The organism is Streptomyces sp. MMBL 11-1, assembly GCF_028622875.1.
GTDB lineage: Bacteria > Actinomycetota > Actinomycetes > Streptomycetales > Streptomycetaceae > Streptomyces.
The window spans coordinates 6,415,232-6,434,129 of record NZ_CP117709.1 but is presented as its reverse complement, the minus strand read 5'-3'; the positions used below and the strand labels follow the sequence as shown (position 1 = coordinate 6,434,129).

General features: G+C 74.4%; 16 protein-coding genes. 6 read left to right on the top strand and 10 right to left on the bottom strand.

The features are described 5' to 3' along the window. Positions 1-214: 214 nt before the first annotated feature. Positions 215-1,009, bottom strand: a complete 795-nt coding sequence (locus tag PSQ21_RS28580; protein ID WP_274034157.1) for an AfsR/SARP family transcriptional regulator — start codon at positions 1,007-1,009, stop codon at positions 215-217. A 232-nt stretch (positions 1,010-1,241) separates the two neighbouring features. Here PSQ21_RS28580 and PSQ21_RS28575 point away from each other — a divergent pair, with 232 nt between their 5' ends. From PSQ21_RS28575 to PSQ21_RS28560, 4 genes are all read left to right on the top strand, one after another. Next, on the top strand, positions 1,242-1,430 hold the full coding sequence (locus PSQ21_RS28575) for a hypothetical protein (RefSeq protein ID WP_274034156.1): 189 nt from the start codon (positions 1,242-1,244) through the stop codon (positions 1,428-1,430). Between the two features lie 2 nt (positions 1,431-1,432). Further along, the gene (locus PSQ21_RS28570; protein WP_274034155.1) at positions 1,433-3,745 is read left to right on the top strand and encodes a TOMM precursor leader peptide-binding protein; all 2,313 of its coding nucleotides are present in this window, start codon (positions 1,433-1,435) and stop codon (positions 3,743-3,745) included. A gap of 82 nt (positions 3,746-3,827) precedes the next feature. Then, positions 3,828-5,069 (top strand): sensor histidine kinase, encoded by a 1,242-nt coding sequence (locus PSQ21_RS28565; protein ID WP_274034154.1) that lies wholly within the window; start codon positions 3,828-3,830, stop codon positions 5,067-5,069. 45 nt (positions 5,070-5,114) lie between these two features. Continuing rightward, positions 5,115-5,729, top strand: a complete 615-nt coding sequence (locus PSQ21_RS28560; RefSeq protein ID WP_274034153.1) for a response regulator transcription factor — start codon at positions 5,115-5,117, stop codon at positions 5,727-5,729. 33 nt (positions 5,730-5,762) lie between these two features. On the opposite strand, the gene PSQ21_RS28555 is transcribed toward PSQ21_RS28560, so the two are convergent. From PSQ21_RS28555 to PSQ21_RS28515, 9 genes are all read right to left on the bottom strand, one after another. Then, positions 5,763-7,505, bottom strand: coding sequence for a fatty acyl-AMP ligase (locus PSQ21_RS28555; protein WP_274034152.1), 1,743 nt, complete (start codon positions 7,503-7,505; stop codon positions 5,763-5,765). Between the two features lie 111 nt (positions 7,506-7,616). Beyond that, complete coding sequence (locus tag PSQ21_RS28550; RefSeq protein ID WP_274034151.1) at positions 7,617-8,267, bottom strand: antibiotic biosynthesis monooxygenase; 651 nt, start codon at positions 8,265-8,267, stop codon at positions 7,617-7,619. Further along, complete coding sequence (locus tag PSQ21_RS28545; protein ID WP_274034150.1) at positions 8,254-9,279, bottom strand: aromatase/cyclase; 1,026 nt, start codon at positions 9,277-9,279, stop codon at positions 8,254-8,256. The genes PSQ21_RS28550 and PSQ21_RS28545 overlap by 14 nt, the downstream gene beginning before the upstream one ends. A gap of 106 nt (positions 9,280-9,385) precedes the next feature. Then, positions 9,386-10,423, bottom strand: a complete 1,038-nt coding sequence (locus PSQ21_RS28540; protein ID WP_274034149.1) for a ketoacyl-ACP synthase III family protein — start codon at positions 10,421-10,423, stop codon at positions 9,386-9,388. Between the two features lie 2 nt (positions 10,424-10,425). Next, positions 10,426-12,045 (bottom strand): citramalate synthase, encoded by a 1,620-nt coding sequence (gene cimA / locus PSQ21_RS28535; protein WP_274034148.1) that lies wholly within the window; start codon positions 12,043-12,045, stop codon positions 10,426-10,428. Positions 12,046-12,052: 7 nt separating this feature from the next. Next, entirely contained in the window at positions 12,053-13,087 is a 1,035-nt protein-coding gene (rfbB, locus tag PSQ21_RS28530; protein ID WP_274034147.1) for a dTDP-glucose 4,6-dehydratase, read from the bottom strand. Next, positions 13,084-14,148, bottom strand: a complete 1,065-nt coding sequence (locus PSQ21_RS28525; RefSeq protein ID WP_274034146.1) for a glucose-1-phosphate thymidylyltransferase — start codon at positions 14,146-14,148, stop codon at positions 13,084-13,086. Before PSQ21_RS28525 ends, rfbB begins: the two co-directional genes overlap by 4 nt. Continuing rightward, positions 14,145-15,281, bottom strand: coding sequence for a DegT/DnrJ/EryC1/StrS family aminotransferase (locus tag PSQ21_RS28520; protein ID WP_274034145.1), 1,137 nt, complete (start codon positions 15,279-15,281; stop codon positions 14,145-14,147). Before PSQ21_RS28520 ends, PSQ21_RS28525 begins: the two co-directional genes overlap by 4 nt. 23 nt (positions 15,282-15,304) lie before the next feature. Beyond that, the gene (locus PSQ21_RS28515) at positions 15,305-16,579 is read right to left on the bottom strand and encodes a CaiB/BaiF CoA transferase family protein (protein WP_274034144.1); all 1,275 of its coding nucleotides are present in this window, start codon (positions 16,577-16,579) and stop codon (positions 15,305-15,307) included. Positions 16,580-16,779: 200 nt separating this feature from the next. Here PSQ21_RS28515 and PSQ21_RS28510 point away from each other — a divergent pair, with 200 nt between their 5' ends. Both PSQ21_RS28510 and PSQ21_RS28505 read left to right on the top strand, forming a co-directional pair. Next, complete coding sequence (locus PSQ21_RS28510; protein WP_274034143.1) at positions 16,780-18,033, top strand: class I SAM-dependent methyltransferase; 1,254 nt, start codon at positions 16,780-16,782, stop codon at positions 18,031-18,033. Beyond that, positions 18,030-18,791 (top strand): SDR family NAD(P)-dependent oxidoreductase, encoded by a 762-nt coding sequence (locus PSQ21_RS28505; protein ID WP_274034142.1) that lies wholly within the window; start codon positions 18,030-18,032, stop codon positions 18,789-18,791. The genes PSQ21_RS28510 and PSQ21_RS28505 overlap by 4 nt, the downstream gene beginning before the upstream one ends. Positions 18,792-18,898: the final 107 nt, after the last annotated feature.

Genomic DNA, 18,898 nt, shown 5'->3' with positions numbered 1-18,898 from the left:
GCACGGGGCGGGTGAAACAGTGCCGGACACGTATCGATCCCTCCGTCGTGGTCGGTGGTGCGCCAGGGGCCGGTCCGGGGTCCGTCCTGCCGGGCGCCGCCGGTGACGGTGCGCTCGTGGCCCGTCTCGTTCGGGTGTGGCCCTGCGGTGGCGTCATGGAACGACGGCGACCTCGACGGACACTCAAGCCCACGTGGACCGGCGGCGGCCGGGGTCAGCGGCCGACCGGGACGCCCGCGTCCAGCGCGGGGTCGGCGCTCAGCACGCTCTGGTGCAGCCGGCGCAGCCGGGGCGAGGGCTCCAGGCCCAGCTCCTCCACCAGGGTGTCCCGCAGCTTCTGGTAGGCCTCCAGCGCGCGCCAGGCGGCACCCGAGCGGTGCAGTGCGATCATCAGCTGGGCGCAGAAGTTCTCGTGCATGGGATGCCTGGCCATGAGGACCCGCAGTTCGGGCACGACCTCCAGATGGCGTCCGAGGGCCAGGTCGGACTCCAGCCGCATCTCCAGGGCGGCCATGCGCTCGCCCTCCAGGCGCAGCACCTCCAGCTCCAGTACGGTACCGACGCGGACGTCCACCAGGGCGGGCCCCTGCCACAGGGCCAGGGCGCGGCCCAGGAGGTCGGACGCGGTGCGGTGGTCCTCGGCCTGGTGCGCGGCCCGGCCCCCGACGATGAGTTCCTCGAACTCCTGCACGTCGACCTGGCCGGGCTGGACCTGGAGCAGATAGCCGCCGTGCCGGGTGACGAGGACGCTCTTGGGCTCCCTGGCGGGATCGTCCACGAGGGCGGCGGCGATCTTCCTGCGCAGTTGCAGCACATAGGTCTGCAGGGTGGTGGCGGCGCTGCGCGGAATGCCCTCGCCCCAGATCTCTTCCATCAGGGTGGGCACGGTGACGACACGGTCGGACTGCAGAGCGAGCAGAGCGAGTATCTGACGCGGCTTGGCGGCGGTCGGCACGACCGAGACGCCCTGTTCCTGAGCGGTGAGTGGTCCAAGTACCCGAATATCCATGGCGAGGAGTCCCCTTTCGCCGGGCGTGGGTCGCACCGGGACCGGATCGACTCTTCCAGCACGGATGTCGCGGGCCCAGTGAGCCGCTCACGCCCGGGATGGTGAATATGTCATGTGCAACTGATGAAAACGACACTAGGTGGGCTCCGCCCCGGTGCCACAGAATTCGGCCACAAGGCGGTGGGGGCTGCTCCCTTCACCGCGTCGTCGGACGGGAGGAGAAGACCCCAGCATGAGTGTTGATTCCCCGAACCACGAACGCGCGCTGTCGATCGCCATGGCCGGGCTGGAACGGGGTCGCGCCGCGGGAGGCGGCCCGGCGGCCGGAGCGGGTGCGGCATGGATAGAGAGACTCGACGAGACCACGGCCGGTGTCGTGCGCCCGACCTGGCGGTGCTTCTCGGGCCGGCCGCAGGAGTGAGCGTGCCGCCCGCAGCCCGGGAGACGTCCCCGGACCGGCCCCGGCCGGAGGCGGCCCGGGTCGGCTTCAAGCGGCACCTGCGTGTCGAGGCCGTGCCCGGCGAGGCCGTCTATCTTCTCTCGGAGGGCGGCACCACTGTGCTGCACGGCACCGCCGCGCAGGTCCTGGCGCCGCTCCTGGACGGCAGCCGCTCGCTGCCGGAGCTGCTGGCCTCGGCGGCCGACCGCATGGACCCCGTCGAGGCGGGTGAGGCGCTGGCCGAGCTGGGTGAGGCGGGGCTCGTCGGCTTGCGCGACCCGGCCGTCCCACCGGCCGAGGCGCACGCCTACTGGGACGCGGCGGGGCTCGACGGACCGGTCGCCGCGGCCCGGGTGACCGCCGCCCGGGTGTACGTGGAGGCGGCCGGCCGGGCCGACGCCGACGCGGCCCGGGCGGCCTGCCTGCAGGCGGGCACCGGTCTCTGCGACTCCCCCGGGGACGCGGACATCACCCTGGTCGTGTGCGGGGACTACCTGGACCCGGGCCTCACCGACGCGTCGGAACGGCACGCGCGGACGGGGCTCCCCTGGCTGCCGGTCAGGGTGGCGGGCGGCGAGGTCTGGGTGGGCCCGGTGTTCGCGCCCGCCGAGGCGGACCGGCCGTGCTGGCACTGCCTGGCCCACCGGCTGCGCGGCCACCGCACCTCCCAGGAGCCCGTGCGGCGGGCGCTGCGACTGCCCGGCGGGATACCGCTGCCGCCGTCCGCACTTCCCGCGACACGGGCGATCGGATTCCACACCGCCGCGGTGGAGGCCGCGAAATGGGCGGCCGGGCTGCGCACGAGCCCGGCGGTGTGGCGCCTGGACACCCGCACCCTGGCCACCGGCCTGCACCCGGTGACCCGCAGGCCGCAGTGCCCCGGGTGCGGCGTCCCGGGGCTGGTCGCCGCCCGTGCGCTGCGGCCGGTGGTGCTGGAGTCCCGCCCCAGGTGCCGCGCGGAGGGGGGCGGTCACCGGGCCGTCGCCCCGGCCGTCGTGTGGGCCCGTCACCGGGGGCTCGTCGGGCCGGTCACCGGCGTCGTCGCCGAGGTGCGCGAGGCGCCGGGCACACCGGACGGGCTGCACCACTACGTGTCCGGGCGCAACCTCGCCCTCGCCGGGCACGACCTGGCGAACGTGCGGGCCGGGCTGCGCAGTCACAGCGGGGGCAAGGGCACCACGCCGGAGGAAGCACGGCTGGGGGCGCTGTGCGAGGCGGTGGAGCGCTACTCGGCGACCCGGCAGGGCGACGAGGCCGTGGTACGGGAGACCCTGCGCGGGCTGGGCGACGCGGCGCTGCACCCCAACGCGTCCCAGCTGTACGCCGACCGGCAGTTCCGGGAGCGTGAGGCCTGGAACGCACGGCACGCGGGCGCCCCCTTCCAGCTGGTGCCGCCGCCCTTCGACCCGCGCTCGGTCGCGGAGTGGACGCCGCTGTGGTCGCTCGGCTCGCGTCGCACGCGCTATCTGCCGACCTCGATGCTGTACTTCGGGCCCGGTCCCGACGGGCGGACCCGCGCGCCGTGGGCGGACTCCAACGGGAACGCGGCCGGCAGCAGCCTGGAGGACGCCGTGCTGCAGGGTCTGCTGGAGGTGGTCGAACGGGACGCGGTGGCCCTGTGGTGGTACCACCGCACGCGGCAGCCGGGCGTCGACCTCGACGCCTTCGACGAGCCGTGGCTCGCCGACGCCCGTGCGGCGTACGCCCGTTCGGGGCGCGAGGTGTGGGCGCTGGACCTCACCGCCGACCTGGGCGTACCGGTGGTCGCGGCGGTCTCCCGCAGAACCGGGCGTCCGGCGGACGAGCTGGGCGAGGGGCTCGCCCTCGGCTTCGGCGCGCACACCGACCCCCGGGTCGCGGTGCGCAGGGCGGTCACCGAGCTGGGCCAGCTGCTGCCGCCGGACACCGCCGCGGGGCTGCGGGCCTGCGCGGAAGGCGACGCGGACCTGTGCGCGTGGTGGACCGGCGCGACGCTCGCCGAGCAGCCGTACCTGGCCCCGGACCCGGCCGAACGGGCTCGCACCGCCGCGGCCTGGGACGTCGTCGCCCACGATGACCTCCGGGAGGAGGTGCGGACGGTGGAGCGCCTGCTCGCGGCGCGCGGTCTGGAGACGCTGGTGCTGGACCAGACCCGGCCGGACATCGGGCTGCCGGTGGTGAAGGTCGTCGTGCCGGGCATGCGGCACTTCTGGGCGCGGTTCGCGCCGGGCCGGCTCTTCGACGTCCCCGTCGAGCTGGGACGGGTCGCGCGGAAGCCCACCGTCGAGGAGCTCAATCCGGTGCCGCTCTTCGTGTGACCCGCGGGGCCCCGGCCGGCCGGGGCCCCGTGCCGTCGGCCTGCGCGTGCCCGATGAACGGGACATGGGATATGACTTCGTCATGACATCATCGAGGGGCAGACAGTCGGCCGCAGCGGAAGGCCCCGGGGCCGGGGGCGACGCCCCGGCGGCCGGGTCGCGGGAGAGCCCCGGCCCTCGCCGAAGTCAGGACATACCGGCGCCCCAACTGGCCCGTACGATCACCATCGTGGCCCTGCTCTGCTACGGCGGAGTGACCGTGCTGAACCTGGTGGGGACCCGCCCCGGAGTCACCCGGCTGCTGGTCTGCGTCGCCTGCGTGCTGGCCGTGTTCACCGTGCAGATGCTCGTGTCCGCCCCCCGGGCCCAGCTCTGGACGCTGCGCCGGAAGACCGCCGCCCTGCTGGCACAGACCCTGCTCACCTATCTGCCACTCCTCTGGTTCGGCCTCAACTGGGGCAGCATGGAGGGCCCGTTGGGCGCCTCGTTCCTCGTGCTGCTCCCGTCCCGCTTCGGCTGGTCGCTGTTCGGCGTGGTGCTGATCGTCACCCCGCTGCACGCGCTCGCCGCCGGCGCCACCCCGGACGCGGCCTCCTACTACACGGTCTCCGCCCTGCTGTCCGGGCTCGTCATCTACGGGCTGGCGCGCCTGACCGAGCTGGTGAGCGAACTGCACGCCACGCGTGACGAACTGGCCCGCATGGCCGTCGGGCAGGAGCGGCTGCGCTTCGCCCGGGACCTGCACGACCTGCTGGGCTACAGCCTCTCCGCGATCGTCCTCAAGGGAACGCTGGCCCACCGCATCGGCCTGACCCAGCCGGAACGGGCGCGCGAGGAGACCCGTGAACTCGTGGACGTGGCCCGCCAGGCCCTCTCCGACGTGCGGCTGGTCGCCAGCAGCTACCGCGCGCTCTCCCTCACCGCCGAGGCCCGCTCCGCGGTCTCGGTGCTGCGCGCCTCCGGCGTACGGAGCGAAGTCGATGTCGCCTGCGGCCCGCTGCCCCCGGAGATCGACACCTTCCTCGCCACCGTGGTGCGGGAAGGGGTCACCAATATGCTGCGGCACAGCGCAGTGCGTCACTGTACGATAACGGCAACCCGTGACGGGGAAACCATTCTGCTGTCCGTGGTGAACGACGGAGTCCACGGGGACGGACGTGAGCAGGAGGGCGGGGGGTCGCCGCTCGGCGGGGAGCGGCGGGGGAACGGACTGGACAACCTTCACGAACGGTGCGTTGCGGTGGGCGGCAGGCTGAAGGCTGTCGTCCGTGAGAACGGGCTCTTCGAACTGGAGGTCCGTGCCCCGGTACGGTCGGCGGCGTAGGGGCCCCGGAACGGCACGAGGGGGTCAGGAAGGGAAGGCAAGGGGATGCTCACCCTCAAAATCCTGCTGGCGGAGGATGTCCACATGGTGCGGGGGGCTCTCGTCGCACTGCTCCACCTGGAACCCGATCTGCGGGTCGTCGCGGCCGTGGACCGGGGCGACGCCATCGTGCCGACCGCGCTGGAGAAGAAGCCGGACGTGGCGGTCATCGACATCGACCTGCCGGGCACCGACGGCCTGACGGCCACGGCCGAGTTGCACAAGCGGGTGCCCACCTGCCGCACGCTCATCCTGACCGGCATGGGGCGGCCGGGCACCCTGCGCCGAGCGCTGAGCACCCAGGTGGGCGGCTTCCTGCTCAAGGACTCCGAGCCGGAGGAACTCGCCAAGGCGGTACGCCTGGTGGCGTCCGGGCAGCGCGTCATGGACCCGCATCTGGCGATGTCGGCGTGGGACTTCGTGGACAATCCGCTCTCCCCCCGCGAGCTCCAGGTGCTGCGGCTCGCGGCCCGCGGCGCGGACACCGCGGAGATCGCCGGGTGCCTGTACCTGTCGAAGGGCACGGTGAGCAACTACCTGACGGCCATCGTGGGCAAGCTCAGCGCCCGCAACCGCGTCGACGCCGTCCGGGTCGCGAGGAACGCCGGCTGGATCCCCTGAGTCCGGCCGCGCCCGGCGGGAGGCGGCCGCCCCTCACCGGCGGCTCCGGCCGGCCACGAGGAGCCGGACCTCCGGCACCAGGCTGGCGTGCAGCGGCACGAGGGATCCGCCGAGGAACAGCCCGCGCATGGCGGCCCGTTCCACCTTTCCGCTGGTGGTGTGCCGCACCGTGCCGGGCCGCACGATCAGCACACCGTCCGCGCGCACCCCGTGTTCCGCCACCAGGGAGTCCTGGATCACCTCGGTGAGGGCCGGCAGGTCCGTGCCGTAGCGGGTGCGCGCGCGCAACTCCTGCACCACCACCAGGTGTTCGCGTTCGCCGTGCACACCGAAGGCGATGCCGGGGCCGAGGACCGTGCTGGTCCGGCGTACCGACTCCTCCAGGTCCTCCGGGTGGAAGGCGTTGCCCGCCAGGACGACGAGGTCCTTGGAACGGCCGGTGACGTACAGCTCGCCGTCCACCATCGCACCGAGGTCGCCGGTCCGCAGGAAGCCGCCCTCGCCCCGGGCCGTACGGGCCCGGAACAGCTCCTCGCTCTCCGCCGGGCGGCGCCAGTACCCCTCGGCCGTACCGGGGCCGCGCACCCAGATCTCGCCGGTGACGCCCTCGTCGAGCGGTGTGCGCCCGGCCGGGTCGACGATGAGCACCTCGGTGCCGGGGGCCGGCGGGCCGCACGAGACCAGCGACCGTCCGCCGCCCGGGTGCCCGTCGTCGGCGAAGGTCCGCAGCCGGGGCCGCCCGGTGCGTGCGGCTCCGGTCACCAGCAGGGTCGCCTCGGCCAGTCCGTAGCAGGGGGTGAGCGCGCCGGGGCGCAGCCCGGCGGGGGCGAAGCGCGCGGTGAAGTCCCGGACCGTGGAGGCGCGGACGGACTCGCCGCCGCTCACCGCCGTACGCCAGTGGGACAGGTCGAGGCGGCCCGCCGGCAGGGCCTCGTCCTCCCGCGCACAGCGCGCGTACGCCGAGTCGGGAGCGGCGCTGACGACGATGCCGTGGTCGGACACCGCTTCCAGCCAGCGCAGCGGGCGGCGCGCGAAGGACTGCGGGGAGAGCAGCACGGACGTGGCGCCCTGCCACAGCGGGTGGATCAGCAGGCCGATGAGGCCCATGTCGTGGTGGAACGGGAGCCAGCCGCCGACCCGTTCGCCCTCCCGGATGTCGAGGGCCGCCGACAGGGCGCGGAGGTGGGCGAGCAGCGCGCGATGGCTGACGGGCACTCCGCGCGGGGCGCGCGTGGAGCCGGAGGTGTACTGGAGGACGGCCACGCTGTCGGGGCCGGCCGCCGTGCCGGGTGGCACCTCGGCCGGGCCGGCGTCCGGGCCGCCGGCGGGGGCGGCGTCGGCCGGGACGCAGACGACGTCCTGGTGGCCGGTGCGCGCGAGCACCTGCGAGAGCGCGGGGGCCAGGGCGCGGGAGGTGAGGGCGCAGTCGACCGCCGCGTCCCGGGCGATGCCGGACAGCCGGGCGTCGTGGTGCCTGCTGCCGCCCGGGGGCACCACCGGCACCGGCACCGCTCCGGCGAACAGACAGGCCAGCAGGCTCGTGGCGAAGAGCATCCGGTCGCTGTGGGCCACCAGGACCCGCCCGCCCGGCCGGGTGTGGCCGCGCACCACGGGCGCCAGCGCCCGGGCCGCCGCGTCGAGGGCGCCGTAGGTGTACCGCCGCTCCCCGGCGCCCCCGGGCCCGTCGGGGAGCACGAGGAGGGCGTCCCGCTCCGGGTGGGTACGGGCCCGGTGCGCGAAGACCTCGGTGAACGTCCGGTTCCCGTCGCCGTCCATGGTGCCCTCTCCGCCGCTCCGCCGGTACGGACACCAGCTTGCGCCGGGCGGCTCGAACGGACCTCGCACGCGGGACGGGTGGGGGCGGAGCACCCCGGGGTGGGCGCCGCCTCAGCCTTCGGGGGCCGTCCGGGGTGGTTCGCGGTAGCGGACGTGCACGACCCGTTCGCCGTCGAGCGTGGCCAGGCACGCGAGCGACCGGCGGAGCCGCCGGTACTCCGGGTCGGACAGGGCCCGGTCGCAGTCCTCGGCCTCGCGCCACCACTGGAGCCCGACGTAGTTGAGCGGGTTGACCGAGGAGCACAGCAGGTCGGAGCCGCCGAACTCCTCCTCCTTCGCGCTGTGTTCGCTCAGCGCGGCGAATCTGGCCTCGAAGGCGTACCGGTCGTCCTCGGACATCAGCCGCGCCCAGGTGAGCAGAACGTTCAGACCGCCCTCCGCGGCGGTGTGCCGCAGGGTGCGGAAGACGCTGTTCACCTGGTCGGCACTGGCCTCGACCAGCGGCCCGATGCGCTCGACATGGGCCCGGAACGCGGGCTCGCGTACGGTGTCGAGGAACCCGTCCAGCCGCTCCCAGTGCGCGAACTGCGTGTAGACCCGCGGCTGGGCGGCGGTGCGCAGCACCACCAGGTACCCGAAGTGCGGCCGGGAGGCGAGGAATTCGGCGTGCACGTCGCACGCCGCTTCGAAGGCGGTGTGGTCGCCCCGGACGGTGAGCCGGTTGACGATGGTCAGAGCGGCGGCCGGGTCACGATTGTCCACGGCGCTCCGCAAACCGCCCGGCGTGCCGCAGGGTGGTGGTGCTGTTGGCCCCGAGCGCCTCGCGGACCCGTGCCCGGGCGTCGGCCGGTGTGGCGTCCGGGCCGAGCAGGGCCCGCACACCCTCCGGGTCCAGGACGACGGTGTGGGCGGAGGTGACCGCGACGGTGCCGTCCGCGGCCGGCTCGACGGTCCAGCGGCCGGTGTGGCAGGCCAGCGCCGGAGGGGTGCGCAGCTGTTTGTAGACGATGGTGCGCCGGCCGGGGAAGCACAGGCGCACGGACTCCGTGATGTGCTCCGAACCGTCCGGGGCGAGCGTGGCCATCTCCATCCGCTGGACGGTCGCGGCGGTCCGCGCGCCCTCGGCGGCCGGGTCGGACGCGGCCTCCTCCCCCAGATCGAGGCGGGCGACGTGCGGCAGCCGCTCGGGCCAGCGGTCGGCCCGCTCCAGGAAGGCGTACACCTCGTCGGCCTCGGCGCGGACGGTGTGCGTGTCGTGGAAGGAGAACCGCAACTCCTCCCGGAGGGAGCCCTGTTCCGCGGCGCGCTTGAGGGCGTCGAGCTCAGCGGCGCTGTTGCGGTCCACGGCCGCGGTGATGAGGCGCTCCGCCTCCGGGTCGTCGGCGACCGCCCGGAAGTCGTGGAGCAGGACGACCCGGCTCCGGCCGTCGTCGAGCGGCTCGACCCGCCAGGTGCCGCCCATCGACGCCACCGGCGGCGCGGGCACCAGCTGGCGGAACTCCACCGTGCGGGCCACCGGGTCCAGGGTGCGCACGGACGTCCAGTTGCGGACGGCCCCGTGGGCGGTGGCCCACAGGTGCAGCCGCTGCTCGCCGCCCTCCGGGGGCGCGTCCGCGAGCACGTCGACGTGTACGGTCGGGCCGAACAGCTCGGGCCAGCCGGACACGTCGGCCACGAGGCGGTGCACCGTGTCGGGCGGCGCTGCCACGGTGACGGAGTGCTCGGTGACGCGGACCGTGTCGCCCGGTGCCTGGGCGGAAGTCCTGGGTCCCATGGGGGACCTTCCCTTCGTAGATCGTCGACGGTGCGCTCACAGCAGGTAACTAGTCGATTCGACTCGGGTGCCGGTCGAGCCGGGGTGGAACGGCCCCGGCGGCCGTTCAGCGGGGGCCGTACCCCTCGGGGCGGCGGAGGATCTCCAGCACCGCGCACCCCCAGCTGTACCCGGCGCCGACGCTGACGAGGACGACGATGTCGCCCGGGGAGGCCCGGCCGGACACCATGAGGTGGTCGAGCCCGGCGAACTGGTCGCCCGCCCCGAGGTGGCCGACCGTGCGGCTCCACTCCCAGGGGGTGCGGTCCGGGTCGATGCCGAACGGGCCGTAGTAGATGGACTCCAGGCGGCGCCGCCCGAAGTGCGGCAGGACCACCCAGTCGGCGTCGGCCAGGTCGAGGCCCGCCTCGAAGAGCGCCCGTTTCACCGCGGTCTGCTGCCCCTCGTGGGCGCGGCCCATCACGGCGGACATCCCCACCCGCGAGACGAACGCCCTCTTGGCCCGGGCGAAGTCGACGGGCATGCCGTGGCTGAAGGGAGCGGGTCCGAACGGCTCGTCCCCGCGGTGCAGCGGCTCCAGCTCCGGGTCCGCGTGCAGGGCCAGCCCGCGCACGGCGGCGAAGCCGCCCCGGCGGGAGAGGACCAGGGCGGCGGCGCCGTCCGCGTAGGGCGTTCCGGGATCGGTGCGCCAGCGGTCGATGCCGGGGGCGCAGAACCGGTCGGCGGAGGTGAGCAGGGCGTCCCCCGTGCCGTGGCCGGCCCGGAGGTAGGCGGCGGCCAGGTCCATGGCGGCGAGGCCGCCGTTGGACATCTGCCGGATCTCGACGGCCTGGCAGCAGTTGCCGACCGTCTCGCGCTGGATGTAGGAGGCGACGGGCCACAGGTCCTGGCCCTGGTGGTAGGTGTCGGCGTGCAGCAGGAGGCCGATGTCCCCGGGGCCGGAACCGGCCCGTGCCAGCGCGGTCGTGGCCGCCGCGACGGCCATCTCGGCGGCGGACTCGTCCGCCGAGACGGCCACGGACTCCATGCCCGCGGCGTCGGCGATGCGTGGCGGGCAGTCGCCGGCCGCGACGGCGTCGGCCACCCGGAGGGTGCCGGGCAGCCGGACGGCGGTGGCCCGCACGTACAGGTCCGCTGCGCGCATGGTCACCTCTCCGCCGACGGGACCGCGAGGAGCCGGCCGGCGGCCCGGGGCCGCGGCCGGTCCAGCAGGGCGTGGCGTGCCATGTCGAGCAGCGCGTGCCACCCCGCCGCGACGGCGTTGCCGCCGACGCCGACGGTGCCCCACTCGCGCTCGTCGGCGCGATGGGTGAGCAGCACCTGGCAGGAGGCCTCCCCCGCGCCGTCGGGCCCGAGCGGGCGCTCCCGTTCGCCGGACAGGACGACGGTGCGGAAGGCGGGGAAGAACGGGTCGAGGGCGTCGTGCAGCGCCCGGTCCAGCGCGTGCAGCGGGGCGCCGGCGTGGCCCGTACCGCTCAGCGACACGTCCCGGACCCGGAGCCGCACCCGGGCCTCGGTCCCGGCGGGGCCGCCTCCGCGGACGGTGACGCGCCACGAGTCGATGGTGAAGTGGGTCTCGACGGCGTCGCCGTACAGCTCCTCGCGCAGCAGGAGCTCGAAGGACGCGTCGGCGGTGTCGAAGCTGTGGCCGGCGGCCTCCAGCGCCTTGACCCGGGCGGCGATCCGCGCGACGGGTTCGGAGCCGGCCTCCAGGGCGTAGCCCAGCTCCGCGGCCTTCAGCGCGACGGAGGAGCGCCCGCCCAGGTCGGACACCACGGTCCGCATCCGGTTGCCGACCTCGGCGGGGTCCGTGTGCTGGTAGAGCCCGGGGTCGACACGGAGCGCGGAGGCGTGCAGTCCGGCCTTGTGCGTGAAGGCGTCCTCGCCGACGTACGGGGCGGAGGAGCGTTCCGGGACGCGGGTGATCACCGCCACCTCACGGGCGATCCGGGACATGTCCGCGAGGGCGCCGGGCGGCAGGCAGGGTATGCCCCGCTTGAGGACGAGGTTGGCGGCGACGGAGAACAGGTCGGCGTTGCCGCAGCGTTCTCCGTAGCCGTGGGCGGTGCCCTGCGCGTGCACCGCCCCGGCGTCGACGGCGGCGAGGGTGGCGGCCACGGCGCATCCGGAGTCGTCGTGGCAGTGGATGCCGAGCCGGACCCCGGTCGCCTCCAGGGTGGCGGCGACGGTCGCGCGCACCTCGTCGGGCAGGGTGCCGCCGTTGGTGTCGCAGAGGACCACGGCGTCCGCCCCGGCCTCGGCGGCGGCGCGGACGGTCTCCAGCGCGTACGCGGGCGCGGTGCGGTACCCCTCGAAGTAGTGCTCGGCGTCGACGAACACCTGGCGCCCGGCGTGCACGAGGTGCCGTACGGTGCTGCCGATCATGGCGAGGTTCTCGGCCAGGGTGGTGCGCAGCGCCCGCTCCACATGCCGCCGGTCGGCCTTGGCGACGAGGGTCACCACCGGGGTGCCGGCCTCCAGCAGCGCCCGGACCTGGGGGTCGACGGAGACCAGCACACCTGGCCGCCGGGTGGCCCCGAACGCGGCCAACCTGGCGTGTTGCAGGTCGAGTTCGGTGCGCGCTCGGCGGAAGAACTCGGTGTCACGGGGCACCGCGCCGGGCCAGCCGCCCTCCAGGTAGCCGACGCCGAGGCCGTCCAGGCTGCGGGCGACGGCGAGTTTCTCGTCGACCGTGAGGGTGAGGCCCTTCTTCTGCGTGCCGTCGCGCAGGGTCGTGTCGTACAGCTGGAACCGCTGGGTGGCCATCGTCCCGCTACCTCGTCCCCGTGTTGTCGAATGTCCGGCCCTGCTCGGCGGTGGACACCGCGGCGCCGACCGGGCGCGTGCGCGGGGTGTGCCGCCACCGCTCGGGGTGCTCGCGGTACCAGGCGACGGTCTGCGCCAGCCCGTCCGCGAACGCGATGCGCGGGGCGTAGCCGAGCTGTTCCCGGATCTTCGTGTCGTCGAGGGAGTAGCGCTGGTCGTGGCCCTTGCGGTCCGCGACGTACCCGAGGAGGGTCGGCGGCGCGCCGCACAGGTCCAGCAGCGCCCCGGCGACGTCCCGGTTGGTGCGTTCGTCCCCTCCGCCGATGTTGTAGACCTCGCCGGGGCGGCCCCGGGTGAGCACCAGGTGCACCCCGTCGCAGTGGTCGCTGACGTGCACCCACTCGCGGGTGTGCGAGCCGTCGCCGTAGAGCGGTACGGGCTGCCGTTCCAGCAGCCGTGTGGTGAAGGCCGGGATGAGCTTCTCGACGTGCTGGTAGGGCCCGTAGTTGTTGGAGCAGCGGGTGACGGACAGGTCGAGTCCGTGGCTGCGTACGTAGGAGAGGGCGACCAGGTCGCTCGCCGCCTTCGACGCGGCGTACGGGGAGTTGGGCACGAGCGGCCACTCCTCGGTCCAGGAGCCGTGCTCGATGGAGCCGTACACCTCGTCGGTGGAGACGTGCACGACGCGCTGCACCCCGGTGCGGAGGCAGGCGTGCAGCAGGGCCTCGGTGCCGGTGACGTTGGCGCGGATGAACGCCGAGGCGTCCACCAGGGAGCGGTCGACGTGCGACTCGGCGGCGAAGTGCACCACGGCGTCATGGCCGGGCAGCAGGTCCAGCAGCAACGGCAGGTCGCAGATGTCGCCGTGCACGAACGTCAGCCGCGGATGCCGTTCGGGCAGGTTGGTGCGGTCGCCCGCGTAGGTGAGGGCGTCCAGGACCGTGACGTGGGTGTCCGTGAAGCCGGGACGGTCCCCGTCGAGCAGGGTGCGGACGTAGTGGGAGCCGATGAAGCCCGCCGCGCCGGTGACGAGGAGCCTCATCCCGCGATCTCCGCCCTGGCATGGTCCCCGAGCACCAGCCGTTGGCCGGGCGGTCCGCTGCGCCGGTCCACCCGGGCGTGCTGCCCGATGACGGAGGCGCGGACGTCGGGAACGCCGTGGACGTGGGCGCCGTCGAGCAGGATGGAGGCCCCGACGCCGGACGCGGTGACGGAGCACTGCCGGCCGATGGCGGTGTGCGGACCGATGCGGCTGTCCAGGACCGTCGTGCCCGCGCCGATGGTCACGGGCCCCTGGATACGCGAGCGGACGACGCGGGCGCCCGGCGCGACGCGGACCGGTCCGGTCAGCTCGCTCGCCGCGTCGACCTCGCCGTCCACCCCGGGCTCCAGGTGGTCGAGCAGCTCGCGGTTGCAGTCGAGGAGGTCCTCGATGGTCCCGGTGTCCTTCCAGTAGCCCGTGTGCACCTGGGCGTGCACCTCGTCACCGCGGGAGACGAGCCACTGGAGGGCATCGGTGATCTCCAGTTCGCCGCGGGCGCTCGGGCTGATCGCGGCCACCGCCTCGTGCAGCGCGGGCGTGCAGAAGTACGCGCCGATGACGGCGAGGTCGCTGCGCGGCTCGGCCGGCTTCTCCACGATCCGGGTCACCCGGCCGTCGGGGTCGAGTTCGGCGACGCCGAAGGCGCGCGGATCGGACACCTTGTGCACCACGATCTGGGCCGCCGGGCGCTTGGCGCGGAACGCCGTCGCGTAGTCGGCGAGGCCGCCGGGGAACACGTTGTCGCCGAGGAAGAGGACGAAGTCGTCGCCGCCGAGGAAGTCCCGGGCCAGCGACACGCAGTGCGCGATGCCGCGGGGCCGGTCCTGGGGCAGGTAGGTGAGACGCAGGCCGAGACCGGACCCGTCGCCGAGCGCCCGTTCCGTCTGTGCTCCGAACTCCCCCACGACGAGGGCGATCTCGGTGATGCCGATGTCCCGCAGCCGGTTGAGGGCGTGCACGACGACCGGCACGCCCGCCACCGGGAGGAGCTGCTTGGGCAGGGTGTGGGTGAGCGGGCGCAGGCGGCTGCCCAGGCCGCCCGCCGCTACGAGGCCCTTCACCGGCTTCCCTCCTCGAACCCGGCCAGCACCTCGCGCAGAGCGCCGATGACCCGGTCCTGGGCCTCGGGCGCCAGCGAGGGGTACATCGGCAGGGAGAAGATCTGCGTGGCGAGCCGCTCGGTGACGGGCAGCGACCCCGGTGCGTAGCCCAGGTGCCGGAAGCCGCTCATGGTGTGGACGGGCCACGGGTAGCTGATGTTGAGCACGATCCGCCGCTTCTTGAGGGCGGCGATGATCTCGTCGCGGCGGGGGTGCCGGACGACGTACACGTAGTGGACGTGCTCGTTGCCGGGCGCGGTGGCCGGCAGCACCAGTCCTCCCTCGCGGGCCAGGTCGCCGAGGCCTCGCGCGTAGCGGGCGGCGACGGCGCGGCGGCGGTCCACGTAGTCGTCGAGCCGGCGCAGCTTGCGGCGCAGGATCTCCGCCTGCACCTCGTCGAGCCGGCTGTTGTGGGCGGGCCTGTCGACGACGTAGTACGTCTCCTCCATGCCGTAGTACCGCAACCGGCGCAGCGCCTTGTCCACGGCCGCGTCGGCGGTGAGCACCGCGCCGCCGTCGCCGTAGGCCCCCAGCACCTTGGTCGGGTAGAAGGAGAAGGCCGCGGCGGTCCCGAAGGTCCCGGCGGGCCGCCCGTGGTGGCGGGCGCCGTGGGCCTGGGCGCAGTCCTCGACGACGACCAGGCCGTGCGCGTCGGCGATCTCCCGCAGCGGGGCCATGTCCACGCACTGTCCGTACAGGTGCACCGGCAGCAGCGCCTTGGTCCGCGGTGTGACGGCGGCCTCGACCTGCGCGGTGTCCATGAGGTAGTCGCTCTCGCGGACGTCCACGAAGACGGGGGTCGCGCCGGTGCCGTCGATGGCGACGACCGTGGGGGCCGCCGTGTTGGACACGGTGATCACCTCGTCGCCGGGACCGACCCCGGCGGCCTGGAGCGCGAGTTTCACCGCGTTGGTGCCGTTGTCGACGCCGACGCAGTGCGCGAGTCCGTGGTAGGCGGCGAACTCCGCCTCGAAGCCCTGGACGGAGGGCCCGAGAACGAGGCGGCCCGAGCCGAAGACCGTCTCCACCGCGTCGATGATGTCCTTGCGCTCGTGTTCGTACTCGGGCAGGTAGTCCCACACGTGCATGGTCATGAGAGCGTCACCCTCCAAGGGCGTCACGGGTTCCCGGCGGGCCCGGCTGCTCGGCGCAGCGTGCGGCGCTCCGGTCGCGGACTGCTTGAGGACCGCTGGGCACCGCCGGGCCGGTCCTCGGGGCGGTCGAGCCCGGCGGCTCCCGCGTCCAGGAGTGCGGCGATCTCTGCCTCGTCCAGGCCCGCGCGGGCCAGCACCTCCCTGGTGTCGGCGCCGGGGGCCGGGGCCGGGTGCGGCAGCCGGCCCGGGGTGCGGGCGAAGCGCGGGGTGGGGGCGGGGGCCGTGCCCGTCCCGTCCGCCACGTACGTGCCCCGGGCCCGGTGCTGGGGGTGGTGCGGGGCCTCGGAGAGGGAGAGCACCGGGGTGACGCAGGCGTCGGTGCCGGCGAAGTCCTCCGCCCACCGGTCCCGGGGGCGGCGGGCGAAGCACGCGCCGATGACCTCGCGCAGCCGCGGCCAGTGCGCGCGGTCCCAGCGGTCGGGGAGCTCCGCCGGCCGCAGGCCGAGACCGTGCAGCAGCGCCGCGTAGAACGGGTCCTCCAGGGCGCCCACCGCGATGTGCCCGCCGTCGGAGCACGGGTAGACCGTGTAGAAGGGCGCCCCGCCGTCGAGCAGGTTCTCGCCCCGGCCGCCGGGCCAGGCACCGCTCTCCCGCATGGCGAGGGCCATCCCGAGCAGGGAGGCCGTGCCGTCGACGATGGCCGCCTCGACGACCTGTCCGGTGCCGGAGCTGCCGCGCTCGTGGAGGGCGGCGAGGATGCCGCAGACCAGGCCGAGGCCGCCGCCGGCGAAGTCGCCCAGCAGGTTCGCCGGGGGCGTCGGCGGGCCGCCGGGCGGCCCCAGGAGGTCCAGGGCGCCGCTGAGGGCCAGGTAGTTGATGTCGTGGCCGGCCGTGGTGGCCAGCGGTCCGCCGGCGCCCCAGCCGGTCATCCGGGCGTACACCAGCCGCGGGTTGCGGGCGCGGCACTCGTCGGGGCCGAGGCCGAGCCGTTCCGCGACGCCGGGCCGGTAGCCCTCGACCAGGACGTCGCAGTGCTCGACGAGGCGCAGCGCCACCGGGGCCGCCGCGGGGTGTTTGAGGTCGAGGGCGACGGAGCGCCGGCCCCGGTGCAGGACGCGATGCCAGTCGGCGAACGGGCGGGGCACGCCGGGGCGGTCCACGCGGAGCACCTCGGCCCCGAGGTCGGCGAGGTTCATACAGGCGAACGGCGCGGGTCCTATTCCGCCGAGTTCCAGGACGGTGAGGCCGTGCAGGGGGCCGCCGCGCGCGCCGGAGTCGTCGTGATCGCTCTTCAGCATGCGCGGAAGCTAGGCCCCACCGCTCGACGCGGCCTCGCGTCGCCCGGGCGTCCGTACGCGGACCGGGCTCCTGCCTCGCACGGGCGCGCGAGGCAGGGGGGAACACGGCCCGCGGGCTCAAGCGGGAGTCGAGTCGCACCTGACATCGTGGGAGCACGCTGCCCGCGCCAAGATGTCCGACAGCGCGAAGGAGAGCGTCCATGAGCCAACCGGTGTCCATGAGCGATCCCAGGCCCGGCCGTTGCCGCGTCTGCGGCGCCGATGTCGTGGAGTTCCTCGACCTCGGCGCACAGCCCTTGTCCGACGCGTTCCTCACCCCGAAGGACATCGGCCACGAGTTCTTCTACCGCCTCGCGGTGGGCCGTTGCACCGACTGCACCATGGTGCAGCTGATGGAGGAGGTGCCCCGCGAGCGCATGTTCCACGCGGAGTACCCGTACCACTCGTCCGGCTCGTCCGTGATGCGGGAGCACTTCGCCGCGACCGCCCGCCGGTTCCTGGACACCGAACTCGCCGGTACCGAGGACCCGTTCGTCGTCGAGCTCGGGTGCAACGACGGGATCATGCTGAGGACCGTGCACGAGGCCGGGGTGCGGCACCTGGGCTTCGAGCCCTCGGGCGGCGTCGGCCGGCTGGCGGCGGAGAGCGGCGTGCGGGTGCGGGAGGCCTTCTTCGAGGAGAGCACCGCCTCCGAGCTCCGGCGCCAGGAGGGCGCCGCCGATGTGATCTACGCGGCCAACACCCTCTGCCACATCCCGTACATGGACTCCGTGCTGCGGGGCGTGGACGCGCTGCTCGCCGCGGACGGGGTGTTCGTGTTCGAGGACCCGTACCTAGGCGACATCGTGGAACGGACCTCGTTCGACCAGATCTACGACGAGCACTTCTTCTTCTTCACCGCCCGTTCGGTCCGGGCGATGGCCCGCCGGGCGGGGCTCGAACTGGTCGACGTGGAGCGGCTCCCGGTGCACGGCGGCGAGGTGCGCTACACGCTCGCGCGGACCGGATCCCGGCAGCCCTCACCGGCCGTGGCCGAGCTGCTCGCCGAGGAGGAGGCGCGCGGCCTCGCGGACCCGCGGACGCTCGACGCGTTCGCCGGGCGGGTGGCACGCCACCGCGACGAGCTGGTCGCGCTGCTGCGGCGGCTGCGTGCGGAGGGCCACACGGTCGCCGCGTACGGAGCCACGGCGAAGAGCGCCACGGTCACCAACTACTGCGGAATCGGCACCGAGTCGGTGTCCTTCGTCAGCGATTCGACGCCCGCCAAGCAGGACCGGCTGTCGCCGGGCATGCATCTGCCCGTCGTCCCGCCCGAGGTCTTCGCCAAGGCCAAGCCCGACTACGCGCTGCTGTTCGCCTGGAACCACGCGGAGGAGATCATGCGCAAGGAGGAGGACTTCGCGCGCGAGGGCGGCCGGTGGATCCTCTACGTTCCCGAGGTGCGTGTCGTATGACGCTCCCCTTCACGGGCCGTACGGTCCTCGTCACCGGCGGCGGCACCGGCATCGGACGCGCCGCAGCGCTCGGCTTCGCCCAGCGGGGCGCGGCCGCCGTCCTGGTCACCGGCCGCCGCAAGGACCGCCTCGACGCGACCGCGGCCGGTCATCCGGCCATCGTCCCGGTGCCCGCCGACGTCACGACGGAGGAGGGCGCCGAGGCGGCCGCCGCCGCGGTGCGGGCCCGGGGCGGGACGCTGGACGTGCTCGTCCACAACGCCGGGATCTTCCGCTTCACCCCCCTGGGGGCGCTGGACACGCGCACCGCCTCGGAGGTGCTGGAGACGAACGTCGTCGGCCCGCTGCTGCTCACCGCGCGGCTGCTGCCCCTGCTCCGCTCGCCGGGCGGCAGCATCGTGCTGGTCTCCAGCCGCGGCGGCCACAACCCCGGGCCGGGCAGCTCGCTGTACTCGGCGTCCAAGGCGGCCGTGCACAGCTTCACCCGGAGCTGGGCGGCGGAGCTGAGCGAGCGGGGGATCCGGGTCAACGCGGTGGCGCCCGGCTTCGTGCGCACCGAGGCGTACGAGGCGAACGGGCTGAGCCCGGCGGAGGCGGAGGGCCTGTTCGCCGGTGTCGCCGGCACCGTGCCGCTCGGCCGGGTCGCCGAACCGGAGGAGATCGCGGCCTGGATCACCACCCTGGCCTCGGAGGAACACGCCTTGGTGACAGGGCAGATCATCACCGTGGACGGAGGGCTCGACATCTCCACGACGTGAGGCCCCGGCCCCGCACGACTGTCCGCGCCGTGTCCCCCGGGGGCACGGCGCGGCCTTGCCGCGACAGCGGCCTTACCGCGACAGCGGCCTTACCGCGACAGCGGCCT